The sequence below is a fragment of the Aureibaculum flavum genome (assembly GCF_016406085.1).
GTDB lineage: Bacteria > Bacteroidota > Bacteroidia > Flavobacteriales > Flavobacteriaceae > Aureibaculum > Aureibaculum flavum.
In genome coordinates this window covers 359793-373255 of record NZ_JAEHFJ010000003.1, presented here as the reverse complement: position 1 = coordinate 373255, position 13463 = coordinate 359793, and the positions used below count along the sequence as shown (strand labels likewise).

Below are 13463 nucleotides of genomic sequence, written 5' to 3'. Positions count from 1 at the left end.
TATAAATCAATTTTTCATAATTTTTATTTCGTAAATTAGCTGTCAAATAATAAAACTATAATAATGGCATTAGCAACAGATTTTGGTATAAAAGAAGCCTTAGAACAATTAGGAGTTAAAGACATAAATAATGGTACCTCAACGGGAAACAATAGTTTTTCAAATGGAGATTTTATTGAATCCTATTCACCAGTTGATGGCCAGTTGATTGGAAAAGTTAAAACTACCACAGCTGCAGATTTTGAAAAAGTAATGGAAACTGCAACTGCTGCGTTTAAAACTTGGCGTACAAAACCTGCCCCATTGCGTGGAGAGGTTGTTAGACAATTTGGAGATAAATTAAGAGAGAAAAAAGAAGCTTTGGGTAAACTGGTTTCGTATGAAATGGGTAAAAGCTATCAAGAAGGCTTAGGCGAAGTTCAAGAAATGATTGATATCTGTGATTTTGCAGTTGGATTATCGCGTCAATTGCATGGTTTTACCATGCATAGTGAGCGTCCCGGACATAGAATGTACGAACAATACCATCCTTTAGGTGTTGTAGGTATAATTTCTGCATTTAATTTCCCTGTAGCAGTTTGGGCTTGGAATACTGCGTTAGCTTGGATTTGTGGTGATGTTTGTGTTTGGAAACCTTCTGAAAAAGCACCTTTATGCGGAATTGCATGTCAGAATATTGCAGCTGAGGTTTTTAAAGCTAATGATTTACCAGAAGGAATTTGCAATCTTATTAATGGTGATTATACAGTGGGTGAAATGATGACTAAAGACAAACGCATTCCTCTAATTTCTGCAACAGGTTCTACCAGAATGGGTAAAATTGTTGCTCAAGAAGTAGCAGGACGTTTAGGAAGGTCTTTATTAGAATTGGGGGGTAATAACGCTATTATTATTACACCAGATGCTGATATTAAAATGACCGTTATTGGAGCGGTGTTTGGTGCAGTTGGTACCTGTGGACAACGTTGTACTTCTACCAGAAGGCTGATTATTCACGAATCTGTTTATGATAAAGTTGTAAATGCTGTTACAGATGCTTATGGCCAGTTAAGAATAGGAAATCCATTAGATGAAAATAATCATGTTGGTCCATTAATCGATAAAGATGCTGTAAAAATGTATCAACACGCTCTTAAAAAAGTAGTTGAAGAAGGTGGTAAAATTGTTGTTGAAGGTGGTGTACTTTCAGGAGATGGTTATGAAAGCGGGTGCTATGTAAAACCTGCTATTGCTGAAGGAGAACCTCAATTTGAAATTATACAACATGAAACTTTTGCACCTGTATTGTATTTATTAAAATATTCAGGGGGAGTTGAAAACGGTATTGCTATTCAAAATGAAGTAGCTCAAGGCTTATCTTCTGCTATTATGACTAATAATTTACGTGAAGCGGAAAAGTTTTTATCTCAAGCAGGTTCTGATTGTGGTATTGCCAACGTTAATATCGGTACTTCGGGTGCAGAAATAGGTGGTGCTTTTGGAGGTGAAAAAGAAACTGGTGGTGGACGCGAATCTGGTTCTGATGCTTGGAAAGTATATATGCGACGACAAACCAATACTATTAATTATACCGAAAGTTTGCCATTGGCTCAGGGTATTAAGTTTGATTTGTAACAAAAATAAAACCTTGTTTCAGCACCATAAATTTTATGGGTAGAAACAAGGTTTTTCTCAAATTGATTTAAAGTAGAATACAAACATCGTTCATTTCAAATGACTAGTCAAGGGGAAAAACCCTAGAATTTAAAGGGGATTTTTCCTATTATAAGTCCTTATTAACAATAGTACTACTTGCTTGTGCTGTACAAAAAACCAATATGTCGGCTATATTAACATGTGGAGGTCTAGAAATTGCAAAATAAATAATTTCAGCTAGGTCTTCGGGTTGTAAGGCTTTAAATCCTTTATAGACGTTATCTGCAATTGAATCACCTTTAAAGCGAACTTTAGAAAATTCAGTTTCTACCAAACCTGGATTTACTGCTCCAACTTTTATCCCGAAGGGGTTAAGGTCAATTCGCATACCTTCAGTTATTGCTAATACGGCATGTTTACTTCCGCAATATACATTTCCTTTGGGGTAGACTTCTTTACCAGCAGAGGAACCAATATTAATGATATGTCCACTTTTTCGCACAGTCATTTGAGGAATAATAGCTTTACTAACATAGAGTAATCCTTTTACATTAATATCCATCATAGCATCCCAATCATCTAAACTACCAGTTTGAATTGGGTCTAAACCATGAGCGTTTCCTGCATTATTTATGAGGATATCAATTTGATTAAATTCATCTGGAAGTGAATTAATAGCTTCTGAAACTGCTCTTTTGTCAGCAACATCAAAATTCAAGGTATAAACCTCTGTTTTTTGTTCTAATTCTCTTTTTATAGTTTCTAAACGTTCTTTCCGTCTACCACAAAGAATCAATTTTATGTTGTGTTTGGCAAGTTCTTGTGCGGTTGCAAGGCCTATTCCACTAGTAGCTCCCGTAATAAATGCTGTTTTCTTCATGCCTTAAAATTAACCATTTAACTACAATTTTAGAATAATTATTGTCAAAATTCGTTCTTGTTTGGAAGGGGTTTTATACATTTAACATTCATTTTGGTATAGAATTTGCCTTATGTAGTATGATAAAATTATAAAAATCAATTAGTTAATACATAAATTATGCAAAAAACACTACTATATATATTAGGCTTATCTGTTTTAGTGGGCTTTATGAGCTTTACACTACAAGAAGACAGATGGAAAGCCCCTGAAGGTTCGAAAGCCCTTAAAAACCCTATTAGTTCAGCTGATAAAGCGGAATCTGCTGCTCGTGGAGCCAAGATTTTTAAAACAAGGTGTATGATTTGCCATGGTACCACTGGAAAAGGAGACGGAATTGGTGGAAAAGCCTTAAGTCCTAAACCTCAAAACTTGACGTCTAGCATGGTTCAAGCACAAGTTGATGGTGAACTTTTTTGGAAAGTTACCAATGGAAGAAATGATATGATAAAATGGGGACCAATTCTTACTGAAGATCAACGTTGGGATGTGGTTAATTATGTAAGAACCTTAAAATAGTTATTGAGCTATTTGTAGTATCTTATTTTCCGTAATACACGTAATGCCTCTTTTATTTTAATATATGCTGACTTGTCTGCAAGCTCGCGTAAAAAGGGTTTGGCTTGCTCTAATTTCTTTTTAGCATCTTTAAATCCGTTTAATGAACAAATTAAATAGGTAGTGGGTAAACGTTCTAAATCTAATCTGTTATTTTTAGAAAGGGTTATTCCTTTCTGTAATTTGTCTAGAATAGCATTGTTGTTATTGTAAATATGCCTTAATACTATTGGATCAAATGTTGGGGGATTGAAAAGAAGTTCAGTCGCAATATCATAGGAACCATTTTCTTTAAAATTAATTATTGTTTTTTCTAACGGATAAAGACCATCAATATCTTTTGATGTAGGCTTTTCAGTGTTTGATAAGTGAATATATTCAGTAATGATAAATGATTGTTGATTATAGTCAATTTCCACTTCATCGAAAGTAGAATAGAATAATCTAATTTGTTCATTTACCAACTCAATATCAACTCTAGAATACAATATTTTACCTTTGGTTTCTTTTTTAATACCCGCCCAGCATAAAACAAAATGATCTTTAAATACAATATAACTAGGGTTTAATTCTTGTTGATGCTCCTTCATAAAGTCAAAAACACCATCTAAAGTGAGTTTGATATTATTAGCTGCATTTTTTTCTATTGATTCAACTATTGGCTTATTAGTATTTTTTAAAATTACATCATCTACAGGAATTGAATTACTGCCCAAACGAAAAAAAATACTGTCTTTAGGATATTTCCAGAGTCCTTTTTTAAGGGATGTTATCTTTTCTATGGGATTGATAGTAACCAATCCAATTACTTTATAGCGTGGTAATCTCGGAAAAGCAATATTTTCATATTGTATTTTTGGAGGATTATTGAAATAGGCATTAATTAAGTTTTGTATTTTACTGTCATCATAAAAATCGACACCAACAATTTTATTGCTTTCATCTTCAACACCGACAACGATATATGAATTATTTTGTGGGTTTGAATTTGCCAAAGCACAAACATGCTTTAAAAACTTAGCTTTGCCTTCTTTTGAATCTAAGTTTAACTGTATCTTTTTGTCATAAAAACTATTCTCATCATTATAAGCGAGTAAGTTTTTAATTAAGAGACGTTTGTTAAGCATTTTTTTAGATGTGAGCTATAAGATTTTAGACTTCTAGTATTACACATTGAGAGGTGTTAACTATATGAAACATGAAAGATAAAAAAATAATACTAAGTTTAAAAACCTAAAATTTATTCAAAAAAAAACCGCCCCGAATAATCGGGGCGGGTATGGTTGAACTTAATCAACCAAAATCAACTAACCAAACCTTATCTTTATACTTTTGTATTTCTCTTTTTAGTTTTACGATTTGTTTTAAATCGTTTTCTTGTTTCAGGAATTTGTCCTTTTGCTTTTGCGTTTTTATAAACAATATTGCTTCTTCCATTAAAAGTATATGTAGTTCCTGATGCTACATGATACAAATCTACTTCACCATCATTTATAACGCTCAATTCAAACTCTTCATTGCCTGACGAATCATAATCTAATGTTAAAATCTTTAGATCATCATATCCTTCAACATCATACACTTCATAACCACCAACATAATCCCAATATATATAATCAACATCCGTGCCAAACGGGTCTTGAGAAGACCTAAAAGTAGTGTTTTGTTCTGGTGTAAATTTTAGAAAATTCTCGTTATCAAACTCATTTATAGCACCTTGAACGCTTGTATTCGTTTTTTCCCAAGCAACATACTCTTGTAAAAAATATTCTATATTGTCATAAAAAACAAAATCATAATCAAAATTATTCTTTTGGTATCCTTCTAAATAATAAGTGGCATTCGTATAACTATCTCTTACTTTAATTTCATTACCTGCTAATTGTATTACTTCCAAATCAATAAAACCATCTTCATCATGATCTATTTCTAACACACCATTAATAGTTTCGTAATAACCAATTTGATCGCCATATCCGTTACCAACACTTCCTAAACCTACCATATTATTATTTGCTAATAAAATGCCATTTTGAAATGAAACGGTAAATGCTTTTGATAAAAAGGGTATATCTACATTACCTGTAGTCCTGTTATAATCTACATACCATAAATCATAAGAAGTTACCAATTGCTCCAATGTAATTGAATCATCATAAGGATCATCATTAATTACACATGAGGTAAATAATACGGTACTTAGAAAAAATATACTGAGTAATTTTAAGATTTTCATAATTCAATGTTTTAAATATAGTAGGGCTATTCCAAAAGTTGTGCCAAAGATGGCATCATTTATGCTCAAGAAGATTTGATTAGCAAATATTTACGATATTTGCTCGCTATAAAATTATAAATTAAGTATGAATAAAACTATAACTTTATTATTATTATTTAGTGTTAGCATGCTATTTTCCCAATCTAATTATTATGTAGGTATTGATGGAGATAATAGTAATGAAGGTAGTAAAAAAAGACCGTGGAAAACAGTTCAGTTTGGTATAGATCAACTATTTCCTGGAGATACATTGAATATATACGTAGGTGTTTATAATGAAAAGTTAACCGTTAATAGAAGTGGATCGAAGGACAACCGAATCGTTATTAGAGGAGAAAAGAACGCTGTTATCGATGCCACAGGTATTGATAATTCTCAAAATGCTATTCTTAAAATAGAAAATCAGTCTTTTATAACAGTTACGAATTTAGAACTGGCTAATAATATTCACAATTATGCTCAAGGAATTTTTATCAATGGTGCCTCTACAGACATTACGATAAGCCATTGCAATATACACGACATCCACTTTTCTAATAATCCAAAGAAAAAGGCAAATCCGGAAAGAAATGCTCAAGGTATAATAGTTCATGGCTCTAATAGTGAAATATCTATTACGAATTTATTGATAGAATCTAATGAGCTTTATGATTGTAGGTTAGGTTACAGTGAAGGTATTGCTGTTAGCGGAAATGTTGATGGCTTTGTCGTTAAAAACAATAAGGTTCATGACCTTACTAATATTGGTATTGATATTGTTGGTCATGAAAAAGTTTGTAATGAGCCCTTAAAAGATCAAGCTAGAAATGGTGTTATATCAAACAATGTAGTCTATAACTGTGTATCACCGTATGCTAATTCAGCTGGAATTTATGTTGACGGAGGTCAAAATTTGGAAATATCTAATAATACGACTTTTGGTAACGGTTATGGTATAGAGATAGGTTGTGAGAATAAAGATAAATCTGCAGATAGCATTACCGTTAGAAATAATGTAATTTATAAAAACGAAATTGCTGGAATTTCAGTTGGAGGTTTTAATTATCCCGAATCAGGTAAAGTAACAAAGAGTAGTTTTTATAACAATACTTTATTTCATAATACAATGAGTTCAAAAAGCATTGCCGAAGTATATATCTCCTATAATGAAGGTTTAGATTTTGAAAACAACATTATTTATTCTGATAAAAGCGGTAAAACTATTTTTGGTAACCTTAGTTCTACCAATGTTGTAATTGATTATAATTTATATTATTCAGCATCTAAAAACATTTTTTTTGATTGGAATACTAAATGGTGTGTAGATCTGTTAAGTTTTCAAGAAGAAACAGGTTTAGATAAATTTTCAAACTATCAAAACCCTAACTTTTTAAATGGAGATGAATTTGATTTTCATTTAAAAGATACCTCCCCTGCCATAAATAGGGGTAATTCTGAGCATGTTATTTTAAAAGAAGAAAAAGATATTGATGGTCAATTAAGAATTATTGATGCCATAATAGATATTGGTGCAGACGAGTATAATTAGATGTAATACAATTATTTATTGGTGAAATTAATTAAACTATAAAGTAGTAACTTTATGGTTTAAGTTGTTATAGTTATGAAAATAATACTATTTTAAATTTGAAAAAACATAGCTATGATACTAAACTCTAAAAAGAACTCATTATCTAAATTTATAACCCAATCTTTTTCTTTGTAATTGCTATAAAAAGAACCCTAATTAATGTCTTTAACCCCAAAAATTAAAGTATTGTTGGTGTTAGAAGGATCTTATCCGTTTGCCGGAGGAGGTATTTCTACATGGACACATCAACTAACACATGAAGTATCTAATGCCTCATTTGTAATTTATTCTATTAATGCCCATTTGGAAACGAAATCTAAATATGAGCTTAGTGAGAATGTAGATGAAGTTATTCAAGTACCAATTTGGGCTCCAAATGAACCTCATGATTATATTAATTATGGAAAAAAATACTACAAGTTAGCTCTTCAGAAAGAATTAACGACGGAAAAGAAAATTCAGAAAAAATTTATTCCAGTTTTTAAAGACCTAATGAGTTCTATTTTTAATAGTGATTCGGTGGAAGCCGCTGAATTAGATAAAGTATTTTTTAACATGTGGAAATTTTTTAATAAGCATGACTTTAAAAAGACAATGACTAGCGTATCTGTATGGGAGACCTATAAGGAAGCTATAACAACTCATGTGGCAAATGAAAAATTTTCATATAAGATCTCTCTTTTAGATTTAACTATTGGTTTACGGTGGATTTATCGGTTTTTAATTCCATTTTCAATAGATATTCCGAAAGCAGATATTTCTCATATTACGCTATCAGGATTTCCCGTAGTACCCGCACTTACCTTAAAATATAAATATAAAACACCTATCATGATTACGGAACATGGTGTTTTTATTAGAGAGCGTCTTATTGCAATTAATTCTTCAGAATATTCATTTTTCCTTAAAAATTTTTTAATTAAATTTTCTGAGTGTATTACCAAAATAGCCTATTATAATGCCGATTCCATTCTTTCGGTTAATACTTTTAATACAACATGGGAAGAAGTTTATGGTGCCGCAAAAGATAAAATTAAAATTATTTACAACGGTGTTGATCATAATTTGTTTAAACCGAGACCTAAACCTGACCATTTAAAAAATGTTCCAACAGTTGTAGCTGCAGCTAGAATTTTTGAGTTAAAAGACATTCTTACAATGATAAGAACTTGCAATGTGGTCAGAAAAACAATACCAAATGTAAAATTCTTGGTCTATGGAAGTAAAAATGCAGTGCCTGATTATACTAAGAAATGCGAAAACTTAATAGATGAGTTAGATTTAAGAGCTAATTTTGAATTGGCAGGTTTTCATTCTGATCCACATTTAATATACAATGAAGGAGATATCTCAATACTTACATCAATTTCTGAAGGTTTTCCATTTACGGTAATAGAGTCAATGAGTAGTGGCGTACCAGTTGTATCAACAGATGTTGGAGGTGTTTACGAAGCATTAGACGAAAATTCTGGGTTTATTTGTAAGCCAAGAGATTATGATGAAATTGCTAGCAGAGTAGTAGAGCTTTTGTCAGATGATAAATTGAGAAAAGAAATGAGTGTTTATGGAAGACAACGAGTTATTGATTATTTTACTATAGGAAAGTTTATTAATGGTTATGAAGAAGCTTATAAAGAGCTATATGAAAGTGATAAATCTAAAAAAATTGAAGAAATAAAGAAAACTCAATTAATAACAGAAATTACTAATTGATGCAAGAAAAAGAAAACGACGATAAAACGGAATTATTAATAGCATCAATTAAAGAAAAAATAGGTTTTCCCGTAAATCAATTTGTGGTGCAAGCAATAATTGAATCATTCGGTATCAGAAATATTGATGTAAAAACCGATTATGGTAAAAATTCTATAAAAGAGCTTGGAAATTATATATATAACCAATTAATAACGGAAAGTCCTGATACACTCAAAAATGAAAATGAGAAAAATCTTTTAGAAGAAGAAGCTACCATTAGTATCTCAAATTATACAGTTATAAAAACGAAACTCTTTTTAAAATACTTTCCTTCTGGATTGTTCCATTTATTTCCTGTTTTTTTACAAATAGCAGCAATTGTTATTTTTGGTTACTCTTTGTGGACCTACCTTGGGTTTAATGAACTGCAATCTACAGCAGTAGTTTTTGGTGTAATTCTAGGGCTAGTTTTAACAGGTGGTTTTGTTCAAGTAATTGGGCGTCAAGCCTCTTTTTATTGGTATCATGATGATCTTACAATGGTTAAAAAAACCATTTATAAAATAATAATTGATGGTATAAAAGCAATGCTTGCTGTTTTTATTTTCATTGCGATAATAAACTTTATGGTTTATTTATATCCTTTTCAGTTCTTATTAATCGTTTTTTCTTATGCTTTTTTAATAGGTGTATTATTACTTTTTTTGGCTCCGATGCATACCATTAAAAAACGATGGGTTGTATCTGTTGCAATTTTACTCGGTACCATTTTAGCAATTACTCTGAAAACGTATACGATACTAAACATTTACCTTACACATTGGATAGGGATTGCAGTGGCGGTATCTATTATGTTTTTTTATTTAAAATTCTTTTTTAGAAAAATAGAAGTAAATAAAGATAATACTATTGATTCGGGACTGGCAATTATCTATAAGAACTATAGCTACTTTATTTATGGTACTTTAGTGTATGTATTTGTTTTTACTGACAGAATAATAGCTTGGTCAACCTCGGCGAGAGAAGTGCCCTATATTGTTTACTATGAAAAGAATTATGAAATAGGTATGGATATAGCTATACTTGTATTTTTACTATTGGCAGGTATTTTAGAATATAATATTGCAGCTTTTACAAAATTTTTAAATCTTTTAATAAAATCAACACCATTTAATGAATATCGTAAATTCAACAAAAGATTTTATAATGCTTATTGGAGACAAGTAGGTCTATTGTTTCTTTGTAGTTTTATTATATTCTTTATAATTTACCTAGCAATAGTTGAACCATGGGGATATGAAGCTTATTTTAAAGAACCTTTAAGTAAACTTAGTGTGAAGGTTACAATACTAGGAGCGGTTGGATATACTTTTTTTACTTGGGGAATGTTAAATGCTCTATATTTATTTACGCTAAATCAACCTAACTCTGCCGTAAAAGCAATCACAATAGCTATTTGTGTTAATATCGTTGTTGGCATTCTTGCAAGTAGGATATTTTCTTATGAAAATAGTACTTGGGGAATGTTAATTGGTTCTGTCATATTTATGCTTATTACATTAAAAGCATGTCTTAATTTTTTTAAAAATTTAGATTATTACTACAATGCATCACATTAAAATTATATTAATAGTAACGCTTATGCTATCGTTTATCAATACTAAATCCATAGCTCAAAACAAACCAAAATCTCTGGTTTGTTATGGTAAAATAGATCACAATAAAATAAAGGGTTATAATTTATTGGTTTTAGAAGAATCTCATTATACTAAAGAGGAGGTTGACACACTTAAAAGTAATAACTTAAAAGTAATAGCTTATTTAAGCTTAGCAGAGATTAATGCTCATTCTAAATACTATAATTACCTAAAAGATTATACATTAGGTAAAAATTCTATTTGGAATAGTTTCCATTTAGACCTAACATCATTAGACCTAAGGAATAGGTTACATGTAATAATAGGTGAAATTTTAGAAAAGGGGTTTGATGGTTTATTTTTAGATAATATTGACAACGTTTGTAATTTTGGGCCAAACCCTAATTTTAAGGAGTATTTAATTGAACTATTAGAAGAAATTAGAAATAGAAATGAGGACATCTTTTTAATACAAAATTCTGGCTTAGAAATAATTGAGAAAACATATATGTATGTAAATATGGTAGCTCTTGAATCTGTTATAACTAATTACAATTTTGAAACCAAGACTTATGGATTAAGAAAGAAGTCAGAGACTGCTAATCGCTTATCAGACCTAGAGGTTCTTATTGATAAATATACTTTAAAAATCTTATTAATTGAATATGCAAACAAATCAGTATTGTATAATAAAACGAAAAAATTACTTTTAAAAACGGGTCATGATTACTTTATTGGAAATATAAACCTTCAAACAATTCCTAAATTTTAAAAGTTGCTATTTAGATATTTAAGTGTATTCAGATATTTAGGTGAAAATAAAATAACTAAAAGTTAAAATATCAAAAATAAAAAGACGTTCAAGCATAGGAGTTATTAACACTTAATTGTTAATAAGATGTAGAGTGCTTATAATCAATTTCAATTGAACTATATTTTCAATATTGTTATTGTGTTTTTTAATTAGTATGTAAATTGTGTTTTTTAGGAAAATTACATAATACTACTGTTGAAATAATCATTTTACTTTCTTGTGGAAATTTGTAAAATGATTTTTACGTTGTTTAGATTATTAACCAATACCTCTTAAAATAAAGTCAGGTATAAGATAGAAATGCTCCACAATCAATAGAATTTAGATTATTTATTAATCTTAAAGATTGCTGTGAAAGACAAAAGTTATGCTATTAATTACTGCGATAATTACCGGTTTCATAAGATTGACCCTACTAGGGCTATTTTTGTTTTTCTTAAATAAGAAAATATTTAACTATCATTATCCAGATGATATATTAAACTACGTTGTAAATAGATGGGTAAGGTACGCTAGCGTTTTACTTATTCTAATATTTATTTTAACTCTCATAAACGCATATGATTTATTTACCATTATTTTATTTCTGGTATTATTTCTCTCAATATATTTTTTTGATATAAAAAGTGTAAGAGGTTTTTTTAGTGACATAAAAAATAAACTAACCTTTTTTCTAATATTCATTTTAAAAAATAGAGAGACAAAGGGTAAAATATTTAAACTAAACACGAACATAAAGCATAAGGGAGATAAAAAAGGAAAATACAATATAATCATCTTAGGATTAATTATCGTTGGTGTAATTATTAGTAGACTAAGTTTTTTTGACAATGACATATATTTATTTTCAGATCTTTGGGAGAGAGACCTAGAAAAAGTAAAAATACTGACTACCAATACATGGTTTGCTGAAAATTTAACCATGACAGGTGAATATGCTTTAATTAACTTTTATAGTAAACTTGTAGGTGTTAGCCCAGAAATTGCTTTGCAATCCTTTGGTATATTAGAAACGGTACTAATTACAATCATTTTGTTTTGGTTTACTTCTAAAATTACCAAGTCTAAAACAATTGCACCTATATTAACTGCAATATTTTTTGTTATTTCACCATTATTACTTCCTAGGAGTATTGATATTATAACACAACATAAACCAATTTTTTTAGCATTATCATTGGCTCTTCCAATGATGATTTTTACTGTTTTACCTAAAAATTTAAGTAAATATTATAGGAAGTATTTAATCTATTCTATTATAATATTTACGGCTATTGCATTAATAGACTTATTTACTTTTGTTATTCTATTGAGTCCTTTTTTAGTGTTGGCCTTCTTTTTCTATCAAAAAAAATATAGACAGTTTTATTACTTAGTAGTACTAGCGTATTTTGTTTCATTAGTGTTTGTAATGTCTATTTATGGTTTTACAGGTTTACATTACAATTTAGGTTTTAATTCAATTATTACAAGTAATCTATTATCGTTAAATGTATTTACTCATTTACCCGATTTAATTTTACCTTATGATGAGTTAATTAATATTTATCAATATATTTCTCTATTTAACGTGGTGTTAATACTATTTCTAATTAAGCATAAAAAGCATTGGTTAAACTCCTTTTTATTTATACTTTATTTTAATGCACTTATTTTTATAAACACATTAAATATTTCTTGGATTGATGAAGATTTACTTAGATTATCTCTTACCATATTTATTCCTGTAGTCATAGGTATTTCTATTGCGTTGCTTTTTAAAGTAATTTTCAGTTTTTCAGAAAAAGTAATTACCAATCTTAGAATTAAATATAATTATGGTGTACTTGCAATATTTAGTATAGCAGCAGTAGTTTTTTATCTCTACAAGCCTGCAATTTATGATACAGAGCGTAAAGATAATACTGATCATCATGCAATGTTAGTATTAGAAGCTTATGAAAAAATATCACAAGATTATTTACCTTTTTCTTATACAATAGTAAATGATTATAGAAGTTATGTGCTAAGTATAAACAAGCATTTTTATATGCCCTATTCAACTTTTAAAGATTTTTATTTACGCAGAGATTCTATTTATCATACTAATATCAATGATAAACTGTTTTTTAAACAGAACCCAGAAAGCATATTATCTAAAAGTATTTTAGTTTTTGTGCACAAAGCAAATAATAATAAAACACCAAATTTGCCATTTTATCATGATAATGAAATGGAATACGTTGCCGAAACAATAAATATTCTAAAATCTAGAGGGAGAAAAGTTAATATTATTTATGAAAACGAATCACTATCAGTAATGGAAATAGTTAACAAACCCAATTCTAGTAAAATAAATGATCTTTTATTTTGAGAAA

Annotated in this window: 10 protein-coding genes; 7 read left to right on the top strand and 3 right to left on the bottom strand. The window is 29.5% G+C overall.

Annotated elements, in window-relative coordinates; genetic code table 11:
- Positions 1-63: 63 nt before the first annotated feature.
- Complete coding sequence (gene amaB, locus JBL43_RS07580; RefSeq protein WP_233098716.1) at positions 64-1614, top strand: L-piperidine-6-carboxylate dehydrogenase; 1551 nt, start codon at positions 64-66, stop codon at positions 1612-1614.
- A 148-nt stretch (positions 1615-1762) separates the two neighbouring features.
- On the opposite strand, the gene JBL43_RS07575 is transcribed toward amaB, so the two are convergent.
- Positions 1763-2515 carry an SDR family NAD(P)-dependent oxidoreductase gene (locus tag JBL43_RS07575; RefSeq protein ID WP_198840851.1) on the bottom strand — a complete coding sequence of 251 codons (753 nt, stop codon included), beginning with the start codon at positions 2513-2515 and terminating at the stop codon, positions 1763-1765.
- Between the two features lie 159 nt (positions 2516-2674).
- On the opposite strand from JBL43_RS07575, the gene JBL43_RS07570 reads away from it, so the two are divergent.
- Positions 2675-3073, top strand: coding sequence for a c-type cytochrome (locus JBL43_RS07570; protein WP_198840850.1), 399 nt, complete (start codon positions 2675-2677; stop codon positions 3071-3073).
- An 8-nt stretch (positions 3074-3081) separates the two neighbouring features.
- On the opposite strand, the gene JBL43_RS07565 is transcribed toward JBL43_RS07570, so the two are convergent.
- Complete coding sequence (locus tag JBL43_RS07565) at positions 3082-4239, bottom strand: ATP-binding protein (protein WP_198840849.1); 1158 nt, start codon at positions 4237-4239, stop codon at positions 3082-3084.
- A gap of 197 nt (positions 4240-4436) precedes the next feature.
- On the bottom strand, positions 4437-5348 hold the full coding sequence (locus tag JBL43_RS07560; protein WP_198840848.1) for a hypothetical protein: 912 nt from the start codon (positions 5346-5348) through the stop codon (positions 4437-4439).
- A gap of 127 nt (positions 5349-5475) precedes the next feature.
- Between JBL43_RS07560 and JBL43_RS07555 the strand changes: the two genes are divergently transcribed.
- The 5 genes from JBL43_RS07555 to JBL43_RS07535 all read left to right on the top strand — a co-directional run bounded on the left by JBL43_RS07555 (position 5476) and on the right by JBL43_RS07535 (position 13459).
- A complete protein-coding gene (locus JBL43_RS07555) occupies positions 5476-6918 on the top strand; it encodes a right-handed parallel beta-helix repeat-containing protein (RefSeq protein ID WP_198840847.1) in 1443 nt (480 codons plus the stop codon).
- Positions 6919-7119: 201 nt separating this feature from the next.
- Entirely contained in the window at positions 7120-8673 is a 1554-nt protein-coding gene (gene pelF / locus JBL43_RS07550; protein ID WP_198840846.1) for a GT4 family glycosyltransferase PelF, read from the top strand.
- Positions 8673-10274 carry an exopolysaccharide Pel transporter PelG gene (gene pelG, locus JBL43_RS07545; protein WP_198840845.1) on the top strand — a complete coding sequence of 534 codons (1602 nt, stop codon included), beginning with the start codon at positions 8673-8675 and terminating at the stop codon, positions 10272-10274. The genes pelF and pelG overlap by 1 nt, the downstream gene beginning before the upstream one ends.
- Before the next feature lie 22 nt (positions 10275-10296).
- Positions 10297-11064, top strand: a complete 768-nt coding sequence (locus JBL43_RS07540) for an endo alpha-1,4 polygalactosaminidase (RefSeq protein ID WP_198840844.1) — start codon at positions 10297-10299, stop codon at positions 11062-11064.
- 964 nt (positions 11065-12028) lie between these two features.
- Positions 12029-13459: a hypothetical protein gene (locus JBL43_RS07535; protein ID WP_198840843.1), complete on the top strand. Its 1431-nt coding sequence runs from the start codon at positions 12029-12031 to the stop codon at positions 13457-13459.
- Positions 13460-13463: the final 4 nt, after the last annotated feature.